The sequence below is a fragment of the Pseudomonas sp. FDAARGOS_380 genome, from assembly GCF_002591235.1.
In the GTDB taxonomy this organism is placed as follows: Bacteria; Pseudomonadota; Gammaproteobacteria; order Pseudomonadales; family Pseudomonadaceae; genus Aquipseudomonas; species Aquipseudomonas salmasensis.
Genome location: NZ_CP023969.1, coordinates 2145313 through 2171357, shown reverse-complemented (window position 1 = coordinate 2171357; position 26045 = coordinate 2145313). Strand labels below are relative to the sequence as shown.

Genomic DNA, 26045 nt, shown 5'->3' with positions numbered 1-26045 from the left:
TGCCAGTCATCAAATGAGGCGCTGACCCACCGCTATCGCAGCATAGGTATCTACACAACTTTGTGGGCTTTAACAGCAGACGGTAACCACGATGCGAAGCGAGTCGCTCTTGATCTTGCTCTTGATCTGCTTGTGATCTCAGGCGCCCCGTCAAACCACGCTGGCCGGAATTCGACAGGGATTTGGGGGGTAAACCGGCAGGGATGTCGGTTTAGCCGCCCCGCGCCATGGATGGCGCGTGGCGGCGGCCCCCCAAATTACTGGCGGATTACGGGCACACCGAGCCCAGGCGAGGTGCCGAGTGGTGGGGCAAGAGCCCTTTGGTTACTTTGGGGCTTTTCCAAAGTGACCCGCCGTCAGGCGGAACCCTAAGCGGCCGTTACCGCAGCAATGGATACATACACAATCCAACCGTGTTGACTGCCAGGCCGCCTTCGCGAGCAAGCCCGCTCCCACAGTTTGCTCGCAGGACGTCAGGTAGATAGGCGTCAGCTGTGGGGCCGTCATCGCAGGCAAGCCAGCTCCCACATTAGGGCCTTGGGGCGTAGGCGAAGACGTCGGCGCGCATCCGGTGCGCATCCATGCCGGCGTTGACCAGTGCGTCCAGGGTGCCGTAGATCATCGCCGGCGAACCGCTGGCGTAGACGTGCACGCTATTGAGGTCGGCAATGTCTTCGCACACCGCTTCATGCAGCAAACCACAGCGCCCTTCCCAACCACACAGGTCGCTGACCACTTTGTGCAGGAACAGGTTGGGTAAATGCAGCCATTGGTCCCAATGCTCGATTTCGTAAAAATCTTCCGGCAGGCGCACGCCCCAGTACAGATGCACCGGGTGCTTGAAGCCTGAAGCGCGGCAATGCTCGATCAGGCTGTGCATCTGCGCCATGCCGGTGCCGGCTGCCATCAATACCAGTGGCCCATCCGGCAATTCGGCCAGGTGAGTGTCACCAAACGGCAGCTCAACGCGGGCCATCTGGTTGCGCTGCAACTGCTCGATGAGGCTGCGCGCACTGGCTTCCCGTGCCAGCACATGCAACTCCAACTCCCGTCCGGCATGGGGCGCCGAGGCCAGGGAGAACGCAGATTTCTCGCCGCTGTCCCGCTCGATCATCAGGTATTGCCCGGCGTGGTAACGCACCGCCTTGCCTGCCGGGGCGCGCAGGCGCACACGCCACACATCGCCACCCACTTGCACACACTCGATCAATTGGCACGACAATTGGCGCAACGGCAACTCTCCCGGCGCCAGAACGCCATCCCACAACACCACGCAGTCCTCCAGCGGCTCAGCGATACAGGTGTAGAACTCACCATGATCGCGCTCCTCCCCGGCCTGCCTTACGCGGCCCTCAACCAACAACGCCGCGCAGACATGGCACACGCCATTACGGCAGGCTTGGGGGCACTCATAGCCCAGGCGGCGTGCGCCCTCGAGGATTCGCTCGCCAGGGGCCAGTTCCAGCACAGCACCGGAAGGTTGCAGGGTTACACGCATCAATCTATTCCCAATTCTTTCCAGATCGCATCGACCCGCGCCGTGACGGCTTCATCCTTGACGATCACCCGGCCCCACTCACGTGTGGTTTCGCCCGGCCATTTGTGCGTGGCATCCAGGCCCATCTTTGAGCCAAGGCCCGATACCGGCGACGCGAAGTCGAGGTAGTCGATGGGCGTGTTGTCGATCATCACCGTGTCGCGCTTGGGGTCCATGCGCGTGGTGATGGCCCAGATCACGTCGTTCCAGTCCCGGGCATTGATGTCGTCGTCGGTGACAATAACGAACTTGGTGTACATGAACTGTCGCAAAAACGACCACACACCGAGCATTACCCGCTTGGCATGCCCCGGATACGACTTCTTCATGGTCACGATGGCCATGCGGTACGAACAGCCCTCGGGCGGCAGGTAGAAGTCGGTGATCTCCGGGAATTGCTTTTGCAGGATCGGCACGAACACTTCGTTGAGCGCCACGCCGAGGATGGCCGGCTCATCGGGCGGACGGCCTGTGTAGGTACTGTGGTAGATCGGCTTGACCCGATGGGTGATGCGCTCGACGGTGAACACCGGGAAGCTGTCGACTTCGTTGTAGTAACCGGTGTGGTCGCCGTACGGGCCTTCATCGGCCATTTCACCTGGGTGAATCACGCCTTCAAGAATGATTTCGGCGGTGGCCGGCACTTGCAGGTCATTACCGCGGCACTTCACCAGCTCCGTGCGATTGCCGCGCAACAAGCCGGCGAAGGCGTACTCGGAGAGGCTGTCGGGCACGGGTGTCACTGCGCCGAGGATGGTCGCCGGGTCAGCCCCCAGGGCCACGGAAACCGGGAACGGCTGGCCGGGATGCTTCTCGCACCACTCACGGAAGTCGAGGGCGCCGCCACGGTGGCTCAGCCAGCGCATGATCACTTTATTACGGCCAATGACTTGCTGACGGTAGATACCGAGGTTCTGGCGGTCCTTGTTCGGGCCTTTGGTGACGGTCAGGCCCCAGGTGATCAGCGGGCCGACGTCGCCGGGCCAGCAGGTTTGCACCGGGAGCATGGCCAGGTCGACATCATCGCCTTCAATGACCACTTCCTGGCACACCGCGTCCTTGACCACCTTGGGGGCCATGGCGATGATCTTGCGGAAGATCGGCAGCTTGGACCAAGCGTCCTTCAAGCCCTTGGGCGGCTCGGGCTCCTTGAGAAAGGCCAGCAGCTTACCGATCTCGCGCAGCTCGCTGACAGACTCGGCGCCCATGCCAAAGGCCACGCGCTCGGGAGTGCCGAACAGGTTGCCCAGCACCGGGATATCAAAGCCGGTCGGGTTTTCGAACAACAGCGCCGGGCCCTTGTTGCGCAAGGTACGGTCGCAAATCTCAGTCATTTCCAGCACCGGAGAAATCGGCATCTGGATACGTTTCAACTCTCCGCGCTGCTCAAGTTGCTGCACGAAATCCCGAAGATCCTTGAATTTCATTAACCATGCCACCCGTAAAATAGGCGTACATCCTACCTGCTCTGAGGGCGGCTGGCAGCTTAATTGGCCGTCAAACCGCGTGATTGCAAAGAACTGAACAACGGCTCCAGGAAGGCTTCGATGTGTCGCGCGCCGACGTCTGAAAGGTGATTATCGTCGGTATACAGTGCGCGGCCATTGAGTTCGACGCGGCACAACCCATCGGCGCCGCACAGTAATGGCGCAGGGTCCAGCACCGCGACACCGCTGTCGGCCGCTGCCAACTCATCAAACAATTGCGTGATAAACGCCTGGCGCTTCACATGCTCGGCCACGGCGAGCCCTTCACCGTCCACGGGGCGGTTCATCATGGCCAGGCGGCTGAGACGGTAAGGCACGATGATTTCCTGCAGCGGCACTTCCTTGACCAGCCAGACCTTGTGCCCAGCAGCGCGCAAGCCCTGGATGCGCTCGCGCAGGCCTTGAGCAAAGCGTTGTTCGGCGACGGCACGCACATACTGGCCGGTGCCAGGGTCTTTGAGCGCATGCTCCTTATCACCGGACATTTGCCCATACACATACAGGCTCCAGCGGGCGGCCAATACCACATCGCTGAATGTCTGCTCGGCCATGGCCTTCTCGACGCGACGGTTGAAATGCGCGCAGCGGGCAATATTTTCCAGGCCATCGAGGGGAATACAGCCGGCAAAGCTGGCTTCGACCAGGCTGATATCGTGGCGATCAGCGCCGTCTTTGAGTGCCGGTATCAGCGCGGTGGCGTGGCTGTCACCCCATACCAACGCTGAAACCGATTGGCCTTTGGGGCCGAAATGGCAGAACAAGCGTTCATCGGGGGTATCTTTGTCGGCCATGCACGCCAACAGGTCCGGGCTCCACTTCTTGGCTTGGGCAAAACGCAACGCCTGTTCGGACAAGCGCGAAGGCACGCCGTCGAATTCACGGATCGCCAGGCCAGTGAAACCCAGCCCCAGAATGCCGACCATCGCCGAAGCCAGAATCGCCTTACGCGAGGCCAGCAAACGTTTTTCCCGGAACGGTGTCTCCACGAACCGCCAGGACAGGTAGCCCAGCACCAGCGAAAGCAGCATCAGCCCCGCCAGTTCCAGCGCGCTCAAGCCATCCACGGCGGCATAGTTGGCGTACACGAATACCGGCCAGTGCCACAGGTACCAGGAATAAGAGATCAGCCCGATGCCCACCATGATCCGCGTGCCCAACAGGCGAGCGACCCAGGTCGGTTGCTGGCCGTTGGCCCAGATCAACCCGACCACCCCCAGCACAGGCAACAACGCGGTCGCACCTGGGAACGGGGTTTTCGCGTCGTAACCTAATACGGCGATGAGGATCAACGCCAGGGAAGCCAGGCTGACGCCTTGAGCCAAGGCCGGCGAGGCGCGCCATTCACGCTTGGGCTGCACCGCCAGCATCGCACCCGCCAGTAGCTCCCAGGCCCGCAGGTGCAACAGGAAGAAGGCTTTCTGCGGCTCATGCTGAACCGCCCAGACGCTCATGCCAAACGACACCAGCAGCACCGCGAACAATGCCAGGCGCCAGTGCTTCAAACGGCTGGAAAGCAAAGCCAGCAGCAACGGGAAGAAAATATAGAACTGCTCTTCTACTGCGAGCGACCAGGTATGCAGCAATGGCTTGATGTCGGATGAGGCATCGAAGTAGCCGTGCTGGCGTGAAAACAACAGGTTCGAGGTAAAGGTCACCTGATAGTGCGCAGACCGCCCCAACTCTTCATAGTCCTTGGGCGCCAACAGAAACCAACCCACTGCCAGTGTCGCCGCAATCATCACAAACAGTGCCGGCAAGATACGCCGGGCGCGGCGAGCCCAGAAGTCGATGAAGCTGAAGCGTCCGGCTTGACGCTCTCGCCAAATAATTGACGTGATTAGAAAGCCGGAAATGACGAAAAACACATCAACGCCAACAAAACCGCCAGTAATGCCTGGAACGCCAAAGTGAAACAACACGACTGCAAGGACAGCGATGGCACGCAGGCCGTCGATGTCTCTGCGGTAAGCAAGAGTGGTCATATGAATGTGGTCAGTCTGTGACGAAAGGAATGAGCGTAGTCACGCGTCAATTTTTGTTACTTAACTGATACTTATGCCATAAAAACCACACAAACTCGACGCAAAAAAAATGGCGCCCCCTGGGGGGCGCCATTTTTTTGGACCAGAAACGCAGTATTTACTTACGTTTCATCGACAAGAAGAACTCGTCGTTGGTCTTGGTGGTTTTTAGCTTGTCGATCAGGAACTCGATGGCAGCGACTTCGTCCATCGGGTGCAGCAGCTTGCGCAGGATCCACATACGCTGCAGTTCGTCGTCTGCGGTCAGCAACTCTTCGCGGCGGGTGCCGGAACGGTTGATGTTGATCGCAGGGAACACACGCTTTTCAGCGATGCGACGATCCAAAGGCAGTTCCATGTTGCCGGTACCCTTGAACTCTTCGTAGATCACTTCGTCCATCTTCGAGCCGGTTTCAACCAGCGCGGTGGCGATAATGGTCAGCGAGCCGCCTTCTTCGATGTTGCGCGCAGCGCCGAAGAAACGCTTCGGTTTCTCCAGGGCGTGAGCATCGACACCACCGGTCAGCACCTTGCCGGAGCTTGGGATCACGGTGTTGTAGGCACGGGCCAGACGGGTGATGGAGTCGAGCAGGATCACCACGTCTTTCTTGTGCTCGACCAGGCGCTTGGCCTTTTCGATCACCATTTCGGCAACCTGCACGTGACGGGTTGGCGGCTCATCGAACGTCGAGGCAACCACTTCGCCGCGCACGGTGCGCTGCATTTCGGTCACTTCTTCCGGACGCTCATCGATCAACAGCACGATCAGATGAACTTCAGGGTTGTTACGTGCAATGTTCGCGGCGATGTTCTGCAGCATGATGGTCTTGCCGGCTTTCGGCGGTGCGACGATCAGGCCACGCTGGCCTTTGCCGATTGGAGCGCAGAGGTCGATCACACGGCCGGTCAAGTCTTCGGTGGAGCCGTTACCGGCTTCCATCTTCATGCGCACGGTCGGGAACAGCGGAGTCAGGTTCTCGAAGAGAATCTTGTTTTTCGCGTTCTCGGGGCGATCGAAGTTGATCGTGTCGACCTTGAGCAGGGCGAAGTAACGCTCACCTTCCTTCGGAGGACGGATCTTGCCAACGATGGTGTCACCGGTGCGCAAGTTGAAGCGACGGATCTGGCTCGGCGAGACGTAGATATCGTCTGGGCCGGCGAGATAGGACGCGTCTGCAGAGCGGAGGAAGCCGAAGCCGTCCTGGAGAATCTCCAGCACGCCATCACCGGAGATTTCCTCGCCGCTTTTCGCGTGCTTCTTGAGCAGGGAGAAAATCACGTCCTGCTTGCGCGAACGGGCCATATTTTCTATGCCCATTTCTTCGGCCAGTTGGAGCAGGTCGGTAATCGGCTTTTGCTTGAGTTCAGTCAGATTCATATAGGAATGACGTAATCATTTATGGAGGGGGGGAAATTAAGCTTTTGGCTTAATGAGGCCGCGCCGCAGAGAAGGCGACAGGATCGCGTACTAATCGAAAAGGAATGCGTCGGCGACGGCTTGCAGGGGGCAGTGGAGAAACCACTGCGGGGCCGAATGTACCACCTGGATTTCGGAGCGTCTAGCCCTGTTTTACGAAAAAGCCCCGCAAATTGCGGGGCTTTTTTGACGACGCTTAGATGTTCGCGTCGAGGAAAGCTTGCAGCTGGGACTTCGACAGCGCGCCCACTTTGGTCGCTTCGACATTGCCGTTCTTGAACAGCATCAGAGTCGGGATACCACGCACGCCATGCTTGGCCGGAGTTTCCTGGTTCTCGTCGATGTTCAGCTTGGCAACGGTCAGTTTGCCTTCGTAGGTGGTCGCAATGTCGTCCAGGACCGGAGCGATCATTTTGCAAGGGCCGCACCATTCAGCCCAGTAGTCAACCAGCACCGGGCCGTCAGCCTTGAGGACTTCGGCTTCAAAGGACGCGTCGGTGACGTGCTTGATAAGATCGCTGCTCATGGATGTCTCCGGATTGTAAGCAAAAAAAACGTTGCCCATCATAGCCGCCCTTCCCCTGTTCAGGAAGCCGCGTCTGATTGAGTCTTGCTATGAACTTGAATGAGTGTGGGTATGACCCCGTCACGGCGTAGCGGGCGTCACGAACGCAATGCCCGTGCGCAACGCTGCATTACGTATATGTTCCTGCATGGTTTTCTGCGCCGCCGTACTGCTGCGGCGGGCCAGGGCGCGCAGGATTCTGCGATGTTCCTGCCACGTTTCCATGGCCCGCTCCGGCCGGATGAACGGTAGCTTCTGACTTTCCAGAAACACCTCGGCACTGGCGCTGAGGATGCTCAGCATGGCCTGGTTACCGCTGGCCAGCAGAATGCGCTGGTGAAACTCGAAGTCCAGGCGGGCAGCCGCTTCGAAATCGCCCGCCTTGAGCACTTTACGCATGGCTTGAACATTGTCTTGCAGGCTGTCCAGTGCATCGAGGGTTAGTGTCACCGCTGCCAAGCCCGCCGCAAACCCCTCCAAGGCGTAGCGCAACTGGAAGATATCCGGCGGCGTGGCCTGCGCCGCAAAGGGCCAGGCGAACCCCGGCGCCTCTTGCACGTCCTGTACGAACACGCCCTTGCCCGGCTGCACGCTGACCACGCCCAAGGCGCTGAGGGACGACAGCGCCTCGCGCAACGACGCCCGGCTCACCCCCAATTGCAGCGCCAACTCGCGCTGGGACGGCAACGCGTCGCCCGGCCCGAAGCCTTGCTCCTTGATCAGTTTGCGGATGGCCTGCAAGGCCGCTTCCGGTACGGCTTGGGCAATGGAATTCATAAAAAGCTCTGGGTTCCAGATAGCGGTGTGACCCGTTGTAAAACTATTCATGGCCGGCTGCAAGCCACGCCCCAAAGGGGCTCGCCGCTTTTTGCCAACGCTCGAAAAGGGTGCGCAAAACCTGACCACTGTTCAGACCAGTAAGACCTGTGCACCTCAACAACCATCAGCCTTGCAGACGATCCGAACGGTGCTGGCATGGGCTGTGCACTGGGCAAACTCAGAAAATTCCTTCGCCATTTTCGGAGAGTTGCCATGACCAAGCGCTACAGCGCCCTGCTCACTGCCCTGTTTGCCAGCCTGATGCTGAGCCAGGCACCCGCCCAGGCGAACGGTCTGGATGACATCGTCGCCCGCGGCACCCTGAAGGTTGCCGTGCCCCAGGACTTCCCACCGTTTGGTTCGGTGGGCCCGGACATGCAACCCCGTGGCCTGGACATCGACACCGCCAAACTGCTGGCCGACCAACTCAAGGTCAAGCTGGAACTGACCCCGGTGAACAGCACCAACCGCATCCCGTTCCTCACCACTGGCAAGGTCGACCTGGTGATTTCCAGCCTGGGCAAGAACCCCGAGCGCGCAAAGGTTATCGACTTTTCCAACGCCTACGCACCGTTCTACCTTGCCGTGTTTGGGCCGCCTGACGCCGCCATCGCCAGCCTCGACGACCTCAAGGGCAAGACCATCAGCGTAACCCGTGGCGCCATCGAGGATATCGAGCTGACCGCGGTGGCCCCCAAGGAAGCCACGATCAAGCGCTTTGAAGACAACAACTCCACCATCGCCGCCTACCTGGCCGGCCAGGTGGACCTGATCGCCAGCGGCAACGTGGTCATGGTGGCCATCAGCGAACGCAACCCCAAACGCGTACCGGCACTGAAGGTGAAACTCAAGGACTCGCCGGTGTACGTGGGCGTGAACAAGAACGAGCCGGCGCTGCTGGAAAAGGTCAACCAGATCCTGGTGGCAGCCAAGGCTGACGGCAGCCTGGAAAAAAACGCAATGCAGTGGCTCAAAGAACCGCTGCCTGCCGACCTCTGACGCGGAGCTCAACGATGGCCTATCAATTCGACTTTGTGCCAGTGCTGGCCAATACCGACCTGCTCCTGCGCGGCGCGCTGTTCACCCTTGAGCTGACGGCCATTGGCGCCATCCTCGGCGTGGCCGTGGGCACTGTCGGCGCGGTGGTACGGGCTTGGAAGATCCAGCCGTTTGCGTGGTTCTTTGGGGTGTATGTCGAGTTGATCCGCAACACGCCGTTCCTGGTGCAACTGTTTTTTATCTTCTTCGGCCTACCGTCCCTGGGGTTGAAAATCACCGAGTGGCAAGCCGCCGTGCTGGCGATGGTCATCAACCTGGGGGCCTACTCCACCGAGATCATTCGTGCCGGTATCCAGGCCATCCCACGCGGGCAACTGGAGGCGGCCGCGGCGCTGGCAATGACGCGCTTCGAGGCGTTCCGCCATGTGGTGCTGCTACCGGCCCTGGGCAAGGTGTGGCCGGCCCTGAGCAGCCAGATCATCATCGTGATGCTGGGTTCGGCGGTGTGTTCGCAGATCGCCACTGAAGAGCTGAGCTTTGCCGCCAACTTTATCCAGTCGCGTAATTTCCGCGCCTTTGAAACCTATGCCCTGACCACCCTGGTGTACCTGTGCATGGCGCTGATGATTCGCCAATTGCTCAACTGGATCGGACGACGGTTTGTCATGAGGAACAGCCGATGAGTGATTTTTCGTTCTGGGACATCGTGCGCAACCTGCTTACCGGCTTGCAATGGACGCTGCTGCTGTCATTGGTGGCGTTTGTGGGCGGCGGCCTGATCGGCTTACTGGTGATGACCCTGCGCATCAGCCACAAAGCGTTCCCACGCAATATGGCCCGCACCTATATCGAACTGTTCCAGGGTACACCGCTGCTGATGCAGCTGTTCCTGGTGTTTTTCGGCGTTGCCCTGCTTGGCGTGGATATATCGCCCTGGCTGGCCGCGGCGATTGCCTTGACTCTGTTTACCAGCGCCTACCTGGCTGAAATATGGCGCGGCTGCGTTGACTCTATCGCCCACGGCCAATGGGAAGCCTCGGCCAGCCTGGCCCTCAACCCGCTTGAACAACTGCGCTATGTGATCTTGCCTCAGGCGTTGCGTATTGCTGTCGCGCCGACGGTGGGCTTTTCGGTGCAGGTGGTCAAAGGCACCGCCGTGACCTCGATCATCGGCTTCACCGAACTGACCAAGACGGGCGGCATGCTCGCCAACGCCACCTTTGAGCCCTTCATGGTCTATGGCCTGGTGGCCCTCGGTTACTTTTTGCTCTGTTATCCCTTGTCCCTCAGTGCGCGCTACCTGGAAAGGAGACTGCATGCCTCTGCTTAGAATTTCTGCCCTGCATAAGTATTACGGCGATCACCACGTACTCAAGGGCATCGACCTGACGGTGGACGAAGGCCAGGTTGTGGCGATCATCGGCCGCAGCGGCTCGGGCAAGTCCACCTTGCTGCGCACCCTCAATGGCCTGGAGTCGATCAACGACGGCGTCATCGAAGTCGATGGCGAATACCTCGACGCCGCCCGCGCCGACCTGCGCAGCCTGCGGCAGAAGGTCGGCATGGTGTTCCAGCAATTCAACCTGTTCCCGCACCTGACCGTGGGCGAGAACGTGATGCTGGCGCCGCAAGTGGTGCAGAAAGTGCCCAAGGCCAAGGCTGCCGAACTGGCCCGGCAGATGCTGGACCGGGTCGGGCTGGGCGAGAAGTTCGACGCCTTTCCCGATCGCCTGTCCGGCGGCCAGCAACAGCGCGTCGCCATTGCCCGCGCCCTGGCCATGTCGCCCAAGGTGTTGCTGTGCGATGAGATCACCTCGGCCCTGGACCCCGAACTGGTCAATGAAGTGCTGAGCGTGGTGCGCCAACTGGCCCAGGACGGCATGACCCTGATCATGGTGACTCACGAAATGCGTTTTGCCCGTGAGGTCGGCGACAAGCTGGTGTTCATGCACCAGGGTAAGGTGCATGAAACCGGTGACCCGAAGGTGTTGTTCGCCAACCCGCAAACAGTTGAGCTCGCCAACTTCATTGGCTCGGTGGAACAGCCTGGCTGATCAGTTCGAAACTGCCCTGCCCTTCAAGGCGGGCCTCCCCGCGCACCATCAGCGCATCGAAGGGCAGTTCGGTGTCGATATCGACCTGAGCGGTGAGTCGCCGCCCTGCCACCGGCGCACCTGCGGCGCGCGCAATCAAGGCCTGGCCGGGTAACAACTGGCCTTTGGCCGACTCATCAGGTGCTTGAGCAGACACCCAGCCGACAGCTCGCCCGTCGACCTGGGCATGCTTGAGACGCAAGCGAAAATGCCCCTCACGACCAAACCGAAACCCTTGCCCATCGGCAGGCGCTGCGACAAAACGCAGGGCCATTACCGCCGGCTCAACGCAGAGCACAGTCAGGTTGAACGTGCGAGTGGCCAGTACCACAGCGGCGTTTTCGACCACTGCATCCCGGCGTATTGCGCCATAGTCGATGCGCGACTGGCTCAGCGATAGCCGACAGTTTTCAGCTTGCGCATCGAGCGTTGCCAGCAGCATGCATGAGAGCGCCAAGGGCAGGCTGGTACGCTTAACCACCCTGGCATACCGCCGATGCAGCTTCATAGAATTTGTCATTGTCGGGCTTGGCCTCGGGGTCGATGTGCAACAGGCAAGTGGAAGAGTCGGGCAATGAAACCCTCAGGTTTTGCGACTCGGAGACGTCGTTGAGAAAAATCATGCCCTCGCCCACCACGCTGGTGACAAAGCGATTGCCCTTGCCGAACACCGAGGCGCCCTGAGGCAATGGCCGGCCGTGCTGATCGTTGGCAGTCACCAGCATCCGGCGCACTTTCACCACGTCAAAATCCACGTGATTGAATGAGCCTCGGCCCGCCGCAATGACCTGGGTGCCGTTTTTCAGGTCTACCTGCTTGGGCAAGGAAGGGGTCTGCACCTCGACGCGGCTGTTGGTGTAGGCCGGCAAGCCGGCGATCACCGCCTGGCCGCTGAAGTCGGTCCATACCGGGCCTTGTGGCGTCTCGACTTTCGCCGAGCCGATATCGCCGACCGAGACGATGCCGAACGTGTCCTGCACGCTGTACGGCGAAAAGGTCAGCCCGCCGTCGTGAGCCACCACGCCCCCCTGCAACTGGCCTGTGTAGCTGCTACCCAACGGGTCGCGGCTGACGCCCAGGCCCACTCGTGCATAGCGTGGCAACACGTCCACTTGCCCACGCAACGATTGCTCCCGGGCCCGCATGTCACGCTCTACCGCCACTTCGTAGTTCACATACTCGTTGACCCGTTCGCTCAGTGCAGTGCCGGCGGTAAATTGCTCCCCACGGCGGCTGGTGTAGCTGCTCACACGGCGATCGCCGCCCAGGGGCACACTGACCTGCAACCGCAGGGACACGTTGTTATCTACCGCACGATCACGCCGGCTGCCGGCATCGTTGGCGTCACGGCGAGCCCGTGAACCGCCCACTTGGGAATCAGCGATCAGTGCCACGTCGGCCCGGCCAAACGACTTGTTCCATGAGGCAAACACATGCTCGCTGGTTTGCCCGCCAAATTGCGCGCTGCGGGTGTAATTCAAAGAAAATACGCCCAGCGTGGGTTCGGCCCAGCTCACGCCTGCGGTGTACTGGTTTTTGAAGTGCGAATTGAGATCATCGGCCCTGAGCGACTGGCCCACCTCCGTGACCTCGCGATAACCACGCGTCTGGGTGGTGGCGCTGAGGTTGACGTCGATATTGGCCCCGACCGGGCTGCTCAGCGACAGGCTGCTGCGTGAGCCGGACACGGCCTTGTGGCTGTCCCGGGACAGGTTGTGACGTGCGTTGACAGAAACCCGTTGGAAAAACACGCTGCTCAGGGCCCCCCCTGCCGCCCAATAGTCATCGGTATTCAACAAGCCAAAACCCGCGGACGAATGACTCCCCAGCCCCCAGGTGCCACTGCCCATGGCGATTACCGGTGATGGCCCTTCTTCACCTGCCGTTCTGCGTAGCTCGCCCACCGATAAATAATACCCAGGTGCCGCCGGGGCAGCCCCCGCGAACGACGCCGCCGGTACCACGAAACTGCGCTTGGCGCCCCGCACATCAATCACGCTGACCTCAAGGTCGCTGGTGGCGTTGAGCAGGGGCAAGCCCGTCAGCCGGAACGGTCCTTCAGGTACCAACGTACTGTGGACCAACACACCGGACTGGCGTATCTCGACGCGAGATTGGCTTTGGGCCAACCCCTCGACCACTGCGATATTGCCGCCTGCGGGTGTCCTGGACTGCCCATCGGGGGAAAACTGCACGCCAGACAGTTGGATCCCGCCAAACAGCGGGTTATTACTGGAGAGCTGGCCTGCCTGGAACGTCGAACGCAACGCGGCGATATCCCGCTGGGCATAAGCATGCAAGTGTTCGGTACGGGTCTGGCCGTTGTCCGACACATAGAACTGGCGGCTGCGGACAATCCAATCGTCGAGGTTGAAACCCGCTTCAGTGTGGGCCGACACGAACCGACTGGGTCCGCTGCGCGAATGGCTGTCGTAACCCAGCACGTCATAGTTGAACAACGCTGCCGCGCCGCCCTGGGAAAAATCCCCACTATCCCACTCGGGTTCGCGCAAGGCCTGGGTCGGCACCACCAGCACCACTTCATCGGTACCGGGACGCAGGCGCACCATCGTGGCGGGAAATGCGCCGAGAAAATCATGACAGGCCTGGTCTGGCCTGGCGCCTGGCTGCAGGATTGCGCCGGGTTTCACCAGCCCGGCCTTCTCCAATAACCCAGGGGTGAAACATAACTCCCCCTGTGGACCAAACCGAGCATCCACCCGCCCAAGCGGGTTGCCATTGACCCGCAACCCCACCACCTGGACACCTTCGCGAAAGCGCGCCGCACTGCGAAAGTAATCGGCAACCTTGGGGTCTATGCCGTGGGTGGTGAGGGCCGCCAGGTCAAACCCTTCACCGAGTTCCAGTGCGGTCGCGATACCAGGCAAACTCCAGAGCGCCGCGAAGCCGATGGACAACTTGGACCGACCGGGCCAGGCAGTACCAGCGATGCCCCGCCTCGAAGGGATCATGAACCGATCAACCCTCATCGGTGATGACCGGCGCTCGGTAGTTATCTACCGAAAACCCGTAGACCGTGGCGGGCTGGATCTCTACGTGAGCCACATTGCCCAACGGACCTTCGCCCTTCGCCACCAATGCCTCACCTGGCAAAATGTAAGTGCGCGGCAATGTCGCCAGTGTGCCTTGTGGCAGCAGTTGCACATCCGGCGCCAGACGCACTACATAGGCGCTGTCGTTGTGGACGCTGAGCCGGTCCCCGACGCGCTTCCACGTCAACAGCTCCCAGGGCGTGTGGTGACGCGGCAGGCCTTGGGGGTGCAGGATCAGCGGTAAATTCTGCCGCAGGGTGATGCCGATGGTCGCACCACCGGCAACACGCGCCTGGGGTATGCCCTCAAACGACACGCGCTTGAGCCGCTGGGTCTTGAGCGGCTGTTTCAGGGTGCTGATAAAACGCACCAGTTGGGTGTCGCCTGCCTCCACACGGGTAACCGGCGGTGTGACAATCAGTAGCGGCTCCAGGTCTTCAGGCACATTCTCAACAACGGAATGCAGCAGCGCCGGCCCCGCATCGGTGTTCTTGATACTAAGAGTAGCTTCGCCGTCCTCTTCATAAAGCACCACCACTGTCGTTTCCGGCAACATACCGTCGGCGGCAGCAACAGTACTGAAAAACAGATGCCACAACAGCGCACAACTTATTAAAAACCCACGCACTCAGTATTCCCCTCACTTATGCCGTTGACGATTGGTAATCACGCGCCCATAGAAAAACAGCCAATAAGAAAGGGTCAGTTTCTTGATCGGCTGTTTTCGGTTATTTAGATGTAGCTCAATACAAGCGTGGCGCGCCCATCAATGGAAATGTCGCGGCTTAAATCCAGATCCTGAGCCTTATTGATCACCGCTTTCACCGCAAGCGTGCCGGTCAATTGGCTGATAGCGGCAGGGGTAATCGCCGCTCCATTACGCCAGGAGTACTGGCTGGGCGACTGGGCCACCTTGCCATCGCTGTTGTACCAGGCCCCAAGGCCGGTGCGCATGATCGGAAACAGCGTCGTGCCGGACGACCTGAGGTCCCTGAGAGTGACCGAATAGCCACCGGTACGCCGGGCGCCCACCATACCCAAACCATAGTTCTGTGCTTCGGTGAAGCCCGCGCCGAGGATGCCCGTCACCTTGCTGCCCGCTTGCAAATCGGTAAACGTGAGCCCGAACCTGGCAGGCGTGGTGCCGCAATTGATCACCAGCGAAGTGGTCCTCTCTTCGCGCGGGTTGAACGCTGTCTGGGACAATTCGCCGGAGCGAATCGTGCCGTAGTCGATGATGCCACTGCCCGCCAGGCTGAGGTTACAGGCAGCCGGTGTAATCGTGCCCCTGACGACCAACTGCGCACTGGTGGTTGCCTGGGCACTGAGGGTCGCAGCCAGGCACGCCATACCGACGGTTAATCCAATAATCTTTTTCATATTCGTCCTGTCATTTGGAATTAACAGGCGTTCTTTATTTTGGTTCTGGCGACTCCATCGCCCAACACCTTATTTTCCGTAATACAAAACTATAAATAAATAACACCCAGGCAAAATTGCCGACTGACAGTCTGGTGCCTGGGTGCTTGGTAAAAAAATCAGACAACACGGTATTTACTGTGGCCTCTATTAAGTCTGGAAGCGACTTTATTCCACCAGCAAAGTAGTCCTCTACCTGCAACCGAATCATCTATTACCCCAATTACTTGTAGGCAGTGTCGTACGTAACTTACGACGACATATAGTTAAAACGTCTTACAGTATCGGATTACCTATTCGCTTAAAGTGCGCGAAGCCGCCCTACACTTCCCGGATATTTCCCCGCGGGCAACATCGGGCCAATTACCGAAGCACAACGCGTTGGCGTCAGCGGTCGATCGTGGCACGATGGCAAGGTTATCGACCGAGATCCCCAAACCATGCCGCAATCCCAAGCCAAGAATCTGTCCTTGATCGCCGCCATCGACCTGGGCTCCAACAGCTTTCATATGGTCGTGGCCAAGGCCCAGAACGGCGAGATCCGCATCCTTGAGCGGCTCGGCGAGAAAGTGCAACTGGCCGCCGGGATCGACGACGAGCGCAAGCTCAATGAAGAATCCATGCAGCGCGGGCTCGATTGCCTCAAGCGTTTCGCCCAGTTGATCAACGGCATGCCGCCTGGCGCGGTACGGATCGTTGGCACCAACGCCTTGCGCGAAGCGCGCAACCGCAACGAGTTCATCCATCGCGCCGAGGAAATCCTCGGGCATCCGGTGGAAGTCATCTCGGGCCGTGAAGAGGCGCGCCTGATCTACCTCGGCGTGTCCCACACCCTGGCCGATACGCCCGGCAAACGCCTGGTGGCCGACATCGGCGGCGGTAGCACCGAGTTCATCATCGGCCAGCGTTTCGAACCACTGCTGCGTGAAAGCCTGCAGATGGGGTGCGTGAGCTTCACCCAGCGTTATTTCAAGGATGGCAAGATCACCCCGGCGCGCTATGCCCAGGCCTACACCGCAGCGCGCCTGGAAATCATGAGCATCGAACATGCCCTGCACCGCCTGACCTGGGATGAAGCCATCGGCTCGTCCGGCACCATCCGTGCCATTGGCCTGGCCTTGAAAGCCGGTGGCCATGGCACCGGTGAGGTGAACGCCGAAGGCCTGGCGTGGCTCAAGCGCAAGCTGTTCAAGCTGGGGGATGCAGAGAAAATCGACTTCGACGGCATCAAGCCCGACCGTCGCGCCATTTTCCCTGCGGGCCTGGCGATTCTCGAAGCGATCTTCGACGCTCTCGAACTGCAACGCATGGACCACTGTGACGGCGCCCTGCGCGAAGGTGTGCTCTACGACCTGCTAGGCCGTCATCACCATGAAGACGTGCGCGAGCGCACCCTCAGCTCGCTGATGGAGCGTTACCACGTCGACCTGGAACAAGCCGCCCGTGTGGAGCGCAAAGCCTTGCACGCCTTTGACCAGGTGGCCGAGGACTGGGACCTGGAAGACGGCGTCTGGCGCGAGCTATTGGGCTGGGCAGCCAAGGTGCACGAAGTGGGCCTGGACATCGCCCACTACCATTACCACAAGCACGGCGCCTACCTGATCGAACACTCGGACCTGGCCGGCTTCTCGCGGGAAGACCAGCAGATGCTTGCGCTGTTGGTGCGCGGCCATCGTCGCAATATTCCCAAGGACAAGTTTGCCGAATTCGGTAAAGACGGCATCAAGCTGATCCGTCTGTGTGCGCTATTGCGCTTTGCAATCCTGTTCCACCACATCCGTGGTACCCAGGAAATGCCGCAGGTCAAACTGCACGCCGATGGCGACAGCCTGGAAGTGATGTTCCCCAAAGGCTGGCTGGATGAAAACCAGCTGACCCAGGCGGACTTCGCCCAGGAAGCGGAATGGCTGACGCGGGTGGGGTTCAGCCTGAACCTGCGCTAAAGCACACTGCAAAACAAATGTGGGAGCGGGCTTGCTCGCGAAGGCGGTGGGTCAGTCAATGCATCTGGTGACTGATCCACCGCCTTCGCGAGCAAGCCCGCTCCCACATGGGATTGAGTATACCTGGGCTAGTTCACCGCCAGAATCGGGCTACCCAACTTCTCCAACAACGTCGCCTGCGCGCTGCGCGGGTTCTGGTTGCCGGTCGGGGTATTACGCACGTAGCGCCCATCCGACTGCAGGCTCCAGCTGTGGGTGTTGTCGGTCAGGTAGCTTTCCAGCTCCTTCTTGACCCGCATGATCAACTTCTTGCCTTCCACCGGGAAGCAGGTCTCCACACGCTTGTCGAGGTTGCGCTCCATCCAGTCGGCACTGGAGAGGAACATCTGCTCTTCGCCACCGTTGAGGAAGTAGAACACGCGGGTGTGCTCCAAGAAGCGGCCAATGATCGAGCGCACGTGGATGTTATGCGACACGCCCACAATGCCGGGGCGCAGGCAGCACATGCCACGCACCACCAGGTCGATGCGCACACCGGACTGGCTGGCCTTGTACAACGCGCGGATGATCTTCGGATCGGTCAGCGAGTTGAACTTGGCGATGATGTGCGCAGGCTTGCCATCAAGGGCGAACTGAGTCTCGCGGGCAATCATGTCGAGCATGCCCTTCTTGAGCGTGAACGGCGCGTGCAGCAGCTTCTTCATGCGCAAGGTCTTGCCCATGCCGATCAACTGGCTGAACAACTTGCCGACGTCTTCGCACAGCGCGTCGTCGGACGTCAGCAAGCTGTAGTCGGTGTAGAGCTTGGCGTTGCCGGCGTGATAGTTGCCGGTACCCAAGTGCGCGTAGCGCACGATCTCACCCGCCTCACGGCGCAGGATCAGCATCATCTTGGCGTGGGTTTTGAAGCCGACCACCCCGTAGATCACCACCGCACCGGCCGCTTGCAGGCGGCTGGCCAGTTGCAGGTTGGACTCTTCGTCGAAACGCGCACGCAGCTCGATCACCGCGGTGACTTCCTTGCCGTTACGCGCCGCATCCACCAGCGCATCGACGATTTCCGAGTTGGCGCCGCTGCGGTACAGGGTCTGGCGCACGGCCAGCACATGCGGGTCTTTGGCGGCCTGGCGCAACAGGTCGACCACCGGGGTGAACGACTCGAAGGGGTGCAGCAGCAGGATGTCCTGCTTGCTCACCACGCTGAAGATGTTCTCGCTGTTTTGCAACAGTTTCGGGATCTGCGGGGTGAACGGCTTGTATTGCAGCTCCGGGTGGCTGTCCAAGCCGGTGATGCTGAACAGGCGCGTCAGGTTCACGGGGCCGTTGACCTGGTACAGCTCGGATTCGGCCAGGTTGAACTGCTTGAGCAGGTAGTCCGACAGGTGTTTGGGGCAAGTGTCCGCCACTTCCAGACGCACCGCGTCGCCGTAGCGCCGCGAGAACAGCTCGCCGCGCAGGGCACGGGCCAAGTCTTCGACGTCTTCGGAGTCCAGCGCCAGGTCGGCGTTACGGGTCAGGCGGAACTGGTAGCAGCCCTTGACCTTCATGCCCTGGAACAGGTCATCGGCGTGCGCGTGGATCATCGACGACAGGAATACATAGTTGTCGCCCGCGCCACCCACCTCTTCCGGTACCTTGATGATGCGTGGCAACAGACGCGGCGCCGGGATGATCGCCAGGCCCGAATCGCGGCCAAAGGCGTCGATACCTTCGAGCTCGACGATAAAGTTGAGGCTCTTGTTCACCAGCAAGGGGAACGGGTGCGTCGGGTCGAGGCCGATAGGCGTGATGATCGGCGAAATCTCGTCCCGGAAGTAACGGCGTACCCAAGTCTTGATCTTGGCGGTCCAGTGACGACGACGAATGAAGCGGACCTGGTGCTTTTCCAGCTCCGGCAGCAGGATGTCGTTGAGGATCGCGTACTGGCGGTCCACATGGCCGTGCACCAGTTCACTGATGCGCGCCAGGGCCTGGTGCGGTTGCAGGCCGTCGGCACCGGCTTGTTCACGGGCGAAGGTAATCTGCTTCTTGAGGCCGGCAACACGGATCTCGAAGAACTCGTCCAGGTTGCTGGAGAAGATCAGCAGGAATTTCAGCCGCTCCAGCAAAGGGTAGGACTCATCCAGCGCCTGCTCGAGCACGCGGATGTTGAATTGCAGTTGTGACAACTCGCGGTGGATGTACAGGCTACTGTCATCCAGGTTGGTGACCACAGGCACTGGCGCCGGCGCAGGTGCTTCGGCTACCACCGCAGGCGGTGCGGGCTCCAGCTCCGGCGGGGTCTGGGCGACTTGTTCAACCACCGGGTGAGCGTCTTTTACGGCAACTTCTGAGAGTCCTTCGGTATTCATCGAGTGTTCCTGTGAGGGCTATTGTTGCTCTCTAAGCAATTGGGCGGCGCGGGCGGCGAAGTAGGTCAGAATGCCATCAGCGCCGGCACGTTTAAAGGCAGTCAGGGATTCGAGGATCACCCCTTCACTCAACCAACCATTCTGGATTGCCGCCATGTGCATGGCGTATTCACCGCTGACCTGATAGACAAAGGTCGGCACTTTGAATTCCTCTTTGACCCGGTAAAGAATGTCCAGGTAGGGCATCCCCGGCTTGACCATCACCATATCGGCGCCTTCGGCCAGGTCGGCTGCCACTTCGTGCAGGGCCTCTTGGCTGTTGGCCGGGTCCATCTGATACGAAGCCTTGTTGGCCTTGCCCAGGTTCAGCGCCGAGCCTACCGCATCGCGGAATGGGCCGTAGTAGGCGCTGGCGTATTTGGCCGAGTAGGCCATGATCCGGACATTGACGTGGCCAGCCAGCTCAAGGGCTTCGCGAATCGCCTGGATGCGTCCATCCATCATGTCAGACGGTGCCACCACCTGGGCGCCTGCCGCGGCGTGGGACAACGCCTGCTTGACCAGTGCGTCGACGGTGATGTCGTTCTGAACATAACCGTCTTCGTCAAGAATGCCATCCTGGCCGTGTGTGGTGAACGGGTCCAGCGCCACGTCGGTGATCACCCCCAGTTCCGGGAAGCGCTCGCGCAGGGCACGGGTGGCACGCTGGGCAATCCCCTCGGGGTTCCAGGCTTCGGCGGCGTCCAGGGACTTGAGTTCGGCCGGAGTCACTGGAAACAGCGCCAACGCCGGAATGCCCAACTCGACCCAATTCGCCGCTTCTTCAAGCAACAAATCAATGGTCAGACGCTCCACACCCGGCATCGACGCCACCGCTTCCCGACGATTTTCACCGTCGAGCACGAAAACCGGCAGGATCAGATCATTCGTGGTCAGTACATTTTCACGTACCAGGCGACGAGAAAAATCATCACGACGGTTGCGACGCAGACGGGTGGCGGGGAACAGGCGATTGGCAGGGGTAAAGCTCACGACAGACTCCTGAGCCCGTGTTTACGGGCGAGCGTTGCAGTTATAAGCGGCCATTATGACGAATGAATGACAGTTGTGCTTATCGACGCGACCTGTAGTCCCATTCGTCATTTGCGTAGGAATTGTTCACTTCGTGACACATCTCGATACTTTCATGAATCTTCGTGAAGGCGTAGGCTGCGCGTTCATTTCGCCAGCACCCTAGACCATGCTTCAACAATTTCTGCATGACTTCGGCTACTTTGCCCTCTTTCTCGGCACGTTCTTCGAAGGCGAGACCATCCTTGTACTCGCAGGCTTCCTGGCGTTCCGTGGCTACATGGATATCAACCTGGTGGTGGTCGTTGCCTTTTTTGGCAGCTACGCCGGCGACCAGCTCTGGTACTACATGGGGCGCAAGCACGGCCGCAAGTTGCTGGCGCGCAAGCCGCGCTGGCAATTGATGGGCGACAAGGCGCTGGAACATATCCGCAAGCATCCGGATATCTGGGTATTGAGTTTCCGCTTCGTCTACGGCTTGCGCACGGTGATGCCCGTGGCGATTGGCTTGTCTGGCTATCCACCGTTGCGCTATCTGGTCCTCAACGGTATTGGCGCGGCGATCTGGGCCGCGGCACTGGGGGCGGCGGCCTACCACTTCGGCGCGGTGCTGGAAGGCATGCTCGGCAGCGTCAAGAAATACGAACTGTGGGTGCTGGGCGCCTTGCTGGTGCTGGGCTTTGGCCTGTGGCTGCGCCGTCGCTTCAAGAATGCCCGCATCGCCCGCCAAGCCTGTGCCGAGGCCAAGGCTCGGCTGGCCAACGAGCCAGCCCCGGTCGAAACCCCTAAGACGCCAACCGAGTAAGCCGGCTTCTGCAACAGTAGAGGCCGATGATACTGAGCAGGCTGTAGCTCGCCAGGCCCAGCCAGCCCAGGTTGCTGGCAGGCCACAACCCCACCAGCGGCGCCAGCCATACCAACGGCACATTCAGCGCCAGGCGCGCCAGCTCGGCCTTCAGTGCCCATGAGCGATTCTCCAGAGCCACGCCCAGAGTAAACAGCCCCAGCGCCATCGTGCCCCAGCCGAGGACCAGCGCCGAGGTGGGCAAGCCCTCACCGAAATTCATCAGATAGCTGCCAAACCCCACATAAGCCGCAAACTGCAAGGCGATGTAGACCTGTTGCCGCACGTCCAGCGGCACCTCGAATTTGCGGAACTGGCTCAGGTCCGGCTTGGCCATCGGGTACTGGGCCTTGACGTCCGCCGGCCGCCAGCCAGTGCGCATGAACCAGATGCGTAGCTTGTCCCACCAACGCTCAGTACGCCGGGCGTCACTCCAGAGCTGCGCATAAAACTGAAGGTTAGCCCACAGCGGGTTCCAGCTGGCCAGGGGTGTGGTCACGCCAAAAATCACCGGCTCGTTATCGTCTTCCTCCTGGAAGGTGCCGAACAGCCGGTCCCAAATAATGAACACCCCGCCGTAGTTGCGATCCATGTAGAGAGCGTTCTGTGCATGGTGGGCCCGATGATTGGACGGCGTGACGAAAAACCATTCGACCCAGCCGAGCTTGGGAACATGACGTGTATGGACCCAGAATTGATACAGCAGGTTGAGCGACGCCACGCTGATAAACACCACCAGAGGCACGCCGGCCACCGCCAGCGGCAGGTAGAAGATCCAACTCAGCAGGAAACCAGTGCTGGTCTGGCGCAAGGCAGTGCTGAGGTTGTAGTCCTCGCTCTGGTGATGCACCGAATGAGCGGCCCACAGGATGTTGCGTTCATGGCCCATGCGGTGCAGCCAGTAGTAGCAGAAGTCATAGAACACGAAGGCGAATACCCAGGTCCAGGCACTCTGGGCCGGCAAGTCGAAAAGCGCCAAGTGCTTGAGGGCGAACGCGTAGGTAAGCAGGCCCACGCCCTTGGTGAGCAAGCCGGTGGTGGTGGACAGCACACCGGTGCTGAGGCTGTTGATGGCATCCGCCACTCGGTAGTTGCGCACGCCACGCCAACGGTCGGCCAACAACTCCACCACAATCAGGGCAATAAAAAACGGTACTGCGTAAGGCACAAAGTCCATGGGCTAGTCCGGTCTATTTTTGTTACATCAAGATTAGGTGCAGCGACGTGAGATCCCATTGGCAACAGGTTACAAATTAGTAGACATTTAACGCCATGAATCAGGAGAAATGCCCATGAGCAAAAAGATTGCAGTGATCCTTTCCGGCTGTGGCGTGTACGACGGCGCAGAGATCCATGAAAGCGTGATCACCCTGCTGCGCCTGGACCAGCGCGGCGCTCAAGTGGAATGCTTTGCACCCGACGTTGCGCAGTTGCACGTGATCAACCACCTCACGGGCGAAGAAATGCCCGAGTCGCGCAACGTGCTGGTGGAATCCGCGCGTATCGCCCGCGGCGCCGTGAAGGATATTGGCCAAGCCAACGCCACCGACTTTGATGCGCTGATCGTGCCGGGCGGTTTTGGCGCGGCCAAGAACCTGTCTAACTTTGCCGTGGAAGGCGCCGGCTGCAGCATCAACCCGCAGGTGCTGGCGCTGGCTGAAGCCTTTGCCGAAGCGGGCAAGCCAGTGGGGTTGATCTGCATCTCGCCGGCCCTGGCCGCCAAGATCTACGGCCCTGGCGTGACCTGCACCATCGGCAACGACGCCGACACTGCCGCAGCCCTGGACAAGATGGGCGCCACCCACATCGAATGCACGGTAGAGGACATCGTCGAGGACCCGGCGCGCAAGCTGGTAAGTACGCCGGCCTATATGCTGGGCAAGAACATCAGCGAGGTAGCGTCAGGCATCAACAAGCTGGTGGATCGGGTATTGGAATTGACCCACGAGAACGACTGACGCCCTCTTTCTGTAGGAGCGAGCTTGCTCGCGAAGAACCTGAGAGCGCCGCGTTCATCCAGAGTGCCCGCGTTATCGTTGACGTTTTTCGCGAGCAAGCTCGCTCCTACAGAGGCTTCATCAAGCGGGTGAGGATTCGGTCCAGTGCATTGGCAAACGCCTGCTTGTCCTTTTCGCCGTGGGGCGGTGGGCCGCCGCCCATCTGGCCTTGCTCGCGCAGGTCGGTGAACAGGTTACGCACCGCCAACCGCTCGCTCATGTTCGCCGGGCTGAATTCCTTGCCACGCGGATCAAGGGCCGTCACGCCCTTCTTCACCAGGCGGTCGGCCAAGGGCACGTCGCTGCAAATCACCAGTTCGCCGGGCACGGCGTGCTCCACCAGGTAATCATCGGCGGCATCCGGCCCGCTGGGCACCACAATCAACTTCACACAGGCAAAGCTCGGTTTGATCTGGCTTTGTCCTGCCACCAGCACCACCTCAAACTGGCGCTTGAGGGCGAACTTCACCACTTGGTCCTTGGCCGCCCGAGGGCAGGCGTCGGCGTCGATCCACACGCGCATGCTACGCCGCCACCCGGCGCTTTTCGGTCAGGCGGCTACGGCCATACAGCACCACAATCGCCAGGATCGCCACGGCCTGCGCCCCCAGCGAATACGCATCGGCGTGAATGCCCAGCCAGTCGAAGTCAAAGAACGCCACTGGCCGCGTGCCAAAGATGCCCGCTTCCTGCAAGGCCTTCACACCGTGCCCGGCGAACACCACCGACAGCGCACACAGCAACGCGGCGTTGATGCCGAAGAACAGCGCCAGGGGCAGCTTCGCCGAACCGCGCAGGATCACCCAGGCCAGGCCCACCAGCAGCACCAGCGCCGTGGCACCACCGGCCAGCACCGCGTTGTGCCCGGCAGGTCCGGCCTGCAGCCACAGGGTTTCGTAGAACAGAATCACTTCGAACAGTTCGCGATACACCGAGAAGAACGCCAGCACGGCAAAACCGAAACGCCCACCGCCGCCCACCAGGCTGCTCTTGATGTAGTCCTGCCAGGCCGCCGCGTGACGCCGGTCGTGCATCCACACGCCGAGCCACAGCACCATTACACTGGCGAACAACGCCGTGCAGCCTTCGAGCAATTCTCGCTGGGCACCGCTGACGTCGATGACATAGGCCGCCAAGGCCCAGGTGGCCAAGCCTGCCAACAGCGCCAGGCCCCAGCCGACGTTGACGCTGCGCACCGCCGATTGCTGGCCGGTGTTACGCAGGAAGGCGAGGATCGCTGCCAGCACCAGAATCGCTTCCAGGCCTTCACGCAGCAGGATCAGCAGGCCGGAGATATAGCTCAACGACCAGCTCAGGCCATCGCCGCCCAGCAAGCCAGCCGATTCAGTGAGTTTGCCCTTGGCCACATCCAGGCGCTGCTGCACCTGCTCGATAGGCAAGCCGTCCTGCAACGATTGCCGATAGGCCATCAGCGCCTTCTCGGTGTCTTTGCGCACATTGGCATCGACGTTATCCAGGGAGCTTTCCACCAGCTCGAAGCCTTCCAGGTAGGCCGCGACGGACAGATCGTAAGCCTGCTCGTGGTCGCCGTTGCGGAAGGCCGCGAGGCTCTTGTCCAGGGTGGCGGCGGTGTAGTCGAGCAACTGCGCGGGGCCACGCTGAACCTGCGGCGGCTGCGCACGCTGGGCGCGGAATGTTGCCGCAGCGCCAGGGCCGTCAGCGGCGAGCACTTCATTGGGGGTCTGGCGGGCCAGGTCGGCAAGGTTGAATGTCTGCTCGCCTTTGGCGGCGGCCGGGTCGGCGGTGAAGCCAGCGATGTAGGTTGCCAGGTCCCAGCGCTGGCGGTCGTCCAATTGGTCAGCGAACGACGGCATGTCGGTGCCTTCGACGCCCAGGCCAAGGGTGTTGTAGATCGCGTAGAGGCTCAGGCGATCCAGGCGCGTGGCATCGCGCAGGTTAGCGGGTGGTGGGGTCATGCCCATGCCTGCGGGGCCATCGCCGGCACCTGCTGTGCCGTGGCACACGGAACAATGCTGGGCATAGAGCGGCGCGCCGCGGGTCGGGTCCGGCGTGATGGCCGGGGCCTGGCTGACTTCATACGCCACGGCCAGCTTGGCGCCCAATTGACGAGCCTGGCGGGCAACGCTTGCACCGTCCTGATGGGCAGTGACCGCGGCCAGCAGCTCATCGACGCCCTTTATCAGCTCGGCACGCTCGGGCTTGTCTGGCAAATCAGCCACCAGCCCCTGCAATACCCCGAGAAACTCCACCTGTTCACGGTATTCCGAGTCATCCACCACCTTGCCCGCCTCCACCGTGGGCGGGTAGTCGGCGCCAATGTAGTCCAGCAAATGCAGGGCTTGTGGTGCGCCCTCGGCGGTCGCGGCCATCAGATTGAAGCTGCACGACAGCAACGCCGGCAGCATCAGCCAGGCGAGAAAGCGGAAAGGGGCGGTCATGAATGAATC

At 60.6% G+C, this 26045-nt stretch carries 22 protein-coding genes; 7 read left to right on the top strand and 15 right to left on the bottom strand.

The genetic code is table 11. From position 1 onward, the window contains the following. Positions 1 to 529 precede the first annotated feature (529 nt). From CRN80_RS10140 to CRN80_RS10115, 6 genes are all read right to left on the bottom strand, one after another. Entirely contained in the window at positions 530 to 1498 is a 969-nt protein-coding gene (locus CRN80_RS10140; protein WP_098950072.1) for a CDP-6-deoxy-delta-3,4-glucoseen reductase, read from the bottom strand. Further along, positions 1498 to 2964 (bottom strand): 4-hydroxy-3-polyprenylbenzoate decarboxylase, encoded by a 1467-nt coding sequence (gene ubiD, locus CRN80_RS10135; RefSeq protein WP_098950071.1) that lies wholly within the window; start codon positions 2962 to 2964, stop codon positions 1498 to 1500. Before ubiD ends, CRN80_RS10140 begins: the two co-directional genes overlap by 1 nt. A 59-nt stretch (positions 2965 to 3023) precedes the next feature. Next, positions 3024 to 5006: an acyltransferase family protein gene (locus tag CRN80_RS10130; RefSeq protein ID WP_098950070.1), complete on the bottom strand. Its 1983-nt coding sequence runs from the start codon at positions 5004 to 5006 to the stop codon at positions 3024 to 3026. A 157-nt stretch (positions 5007 to 5163) separates the two neighbouring features. Next, positions 5164 to 6423 (bottom strand): transcription termination factor Rho, encoded by a 1260-nt coding sequence (rho, locus tag CRN80_RS10125; protein ID WP_003176825.1) that lies wholly within the window; start codon positions 6421 to 6423, stop codon positions 5164 to 5166. A 235-nt stretch (positions 6424 to 6658) separates the two neighbouring features. Beyond that, positions 6659 to 6988 carry a thioredoxin TrxA gene (gene trxA / locus CRN80_RS10120; RefSeq protein WP_098950069.1) on the bottom strand — a complete coding sequence of 110 codons (330 nt, stop codon included), beginning with the start codon at positions 6986 to 6988 and terminating at the stop codon, positions 6659 to 6661. 120 nt (positions 6989 to 7108) lie between these two features. Beyond that, the gene (locus CRN80_RS10115; protein ID WP_032894594.1) at positions 7109 to 7804 is read right to left on the bottom strand and encodes a FadR/GntR family transcriptional regulator; all 696 of its coding nucleotides are present in this window, start codon (positions 7802 to 7804) and stop codon (positions 7109 to 7111) included. A gap of 255 nt (positions 7805 to 8059) precedes the next feature. Here CRN80_RS10115 and CRN80_RS10110 point away from each other — a divergent pair, with 255 nt between their 5' ends. The 4 genes from CRN80_RS10110 to CRN80_RS10095 are packed head-to-tail and all read left to right on the top strand — an operon-like array spanning position 8060 to position 10899. Further along, positions 8060 to 8845, top strand: coding sequence for a transporter substrate-binding domain-containing protein (locus tag CRN80_RS10110; protein WP_034129021.1), 786 nt, complete (start codon positions 8060 to 8062; stop codon positions 8843 to 8845). Positions 8846 to 8859: 14 nt separating this feature from the next. Beyond that, the gene (locus CRN80_RS10105; protein WP_003176829.1) at positions 8860 to 9528 is read left to right on the top strand and encodes an amino acid ABC transporter permease; all 669 of its coding nucleotides are present in this window, start codon (positions 8860 to 8862) and stop codon (positions 9526 to 9528) included. Beyond that, entirely contained in the window at positions 9525 to 10175 is a 651-nt protein-coding gene (locus CRN80_RS10100) for an amino acid ABC transporter permease (RefSeq protein ID WP_098950068.1), read from the top strand. Before CRN80_RS10105 ends, CRN80_RS10100 begins: the two co-directional genes overlap by 4 nt. Continuing rightward, the gene (locus tag CRN80_RS10095; protein ID WP_034134034.1) at positions 10162 to 10899 is read left to right on the top strand and encodes an amino acid ABC transporter ATP-binding protein; all 738 of its coding nucleotides are present in this window, start codon (positions 10162 to 10164) and stop codon (positions 10897 to 10899) included. The genes CRN80_RS10100 and CRN80_RS10095 overlap by 14 nt, the downstream gene beginning before the upstream one ends. On the opposite strand, the gene CRN80_RS10090 is transcribed toward CRN80_RS10095, so the two are convergent. The 4 genes from CRN80_RS10090 to CRN80_RS10075 form a co-directional block, all read right to left on the bottom strand. Continuing rightward, the gene (locus tag CRN80_RS10090) at positions 10871 to 11380 is read right to left on the bottom strand and encodes a hypothetical protein (RefSeq protein WP_098952595.1); all 510 of its coding nucleotides are present in this window, start codon (positions 11378 to 11380) and stop codon (positions 10871 to 10873) included. The two genes, CRN80_RS10095 and CRN80_RS10090, sit on opposite strands and share 29 nt — an antisense overlap. A gap of 31 nt (positions 11381 to 11411) precedes the next feature. Beyond that, positions 11412 to 13910, bottom strand: coding sequence for a fimbria/pilus outer membrane usher protein (locus CRN80_RS10085; protein ID WP_256588819.1), 2499 nt, complete (start codon positions 13908 to 13910; stop codon positions 11412 to 11414). Between the two features lie 7 nt (positions 13911 to 13917). Next, positions 13918 to 14547, bottom strand: a complete 630-nt coding sequence (locus CRN80_RS10080; RefSeq protein ID WP_256588879.1) for a fimbria/pilus chaperone family protein — start codon at positions 14545 to 14547, stop codon at positions 13918 to 13920. 176 nt (positions 14548 to 14723) lie between these two features. Next, positions 14724 to 15371, bottom strand: coding sequence for a DUF1120 domain-containing protein (locus tag CRN80_RS10075; protein ID WP_032894588.1), 648 nt, complete (start codon positions 15369 to 15371; stop codon positions 14724 to 14726). 479 nt (positions 15372 to 15850) lie between these two features. On the opposite strand from CRN80_RS10075, the gene ppx reads away from it, so the two are divergent. Then, the gene (gene ppx / locus CRN80_RS10070; RefSeq protein WP_003195352.1) at positions 15851 to 17353 is read left to right on the top strand and encodes an exopolyphosphatase; all 1503 of its coding nucleotides are present in this window, start codon (positions 15851 to 15853) and stop codon (positions 17351 to 17353) included. 128 nt (positions 17354 to 17481) lie between these two features. Here ppx and ppk1 read toward each other — a convergent pair whose 3' ends face one another. Continuing rightward, positions 17482 to 19704, bottom strand: a complete 2223-nt coding sequence (gene ppk1, locus CRN80_RS10065) for a polyphosphate kinase 1 (RefSeq protein ID WP_032894587.1) — start codon at positions 19702 to 19704, stop codon at positions 17482 to 17484. 18 nt (positions 19705 to 19722) lie between these two features. Next, positions 19723 to 20736 (bottom strand): porphobilinogen synthase, encoded by a 1014-nt coding sequence (gene hemB / locus CRN80_RS10060; protein WP_032894586.1) that lies wholly within the window; start codon positions 20734 to 20736, stop codon positions 19723 to 19725. A gap of 208 nt (positions 20737 to 20944) precedes the next feature. Here hemB and CRN80_RS10055 point away from each other — a divergent pair, with 208 nt between their 5' ends. Further along, the gene (locus CRN80_RS10055) at positions 20945 to 21580 is read left to right on the top strand and encodes a DedA family protein (protein ID WP_032894585.1); all 636 of its coding nucleotides are present in this window, start codon (positions 20945 to 20947) and stop codon (positions 21578 to 21580) included. On the opposite strand, the gene CRN80_RS10050 is transcribed toward CRN80_RS10055, so the two are convergent. Further along, positions 21561 to 22796: a sterol desaturase family protein gene (locus tag CRN80_RS10050; protein WP_098950067.1), complete on the bottom strand. Its 1236-nt coding sequence runs from the start codon at positions 22794 to 22796 to the stop codon at positions 21561 to 21563. The genes CRN80_RS10055 and CRN80_RS10050 overlap by 20 nt on opposite strands. A 115-nt stretch (positions 22797 to 22911) precedes the next feature. Between CRN80_RS10050 and elbB the strand changes: the two genes are divergently transcribed. Continuing rightward, positions 22912 to 23577 carry an isoprenoid biosynthesis glyoxalase ElbB gene (gene elbB, locus CRN80_RS10045; RefSeq protein WP_032894583.1) on the top strand — a complete coding sequence of 222 codons (666 nt, stop codon included), beginning with the start codon at positions 22912 to 22914 and terminating at the stop codon, positions 23575 to 23577. A 106-nt stretch (positions 23578 to 23683) separates the two neighbouring features. On the opposite strand, the gene CRN80_RS10040 is transcribed toward elbB, so the two are convergent. Further along, positions 23684 to 24139, bottom strand: a complete 456-nt coding sequence (locus tag CRN80_RS10040; protein WP_032894581.1) for a YaiI/YqxD family protein — start codon at positions 24137 to 24139, stop codon at positions 23684 to 23686. A 1-nt stretch (position 24140) separates the two neighbouring features. After that, positions 24141 to 26036, bottom strand: a complete 1896-nt coding sequence (locus CRN80_RS10035; RefSeq protein ID WP_098950066.1) for an FTR1 family protein — start codon at positions 26034 to 26036, stop codon at positions 24141 to 24143. Between the last annotated feature and the right edge of the window lie 9 nt (positions 26037 to 26045).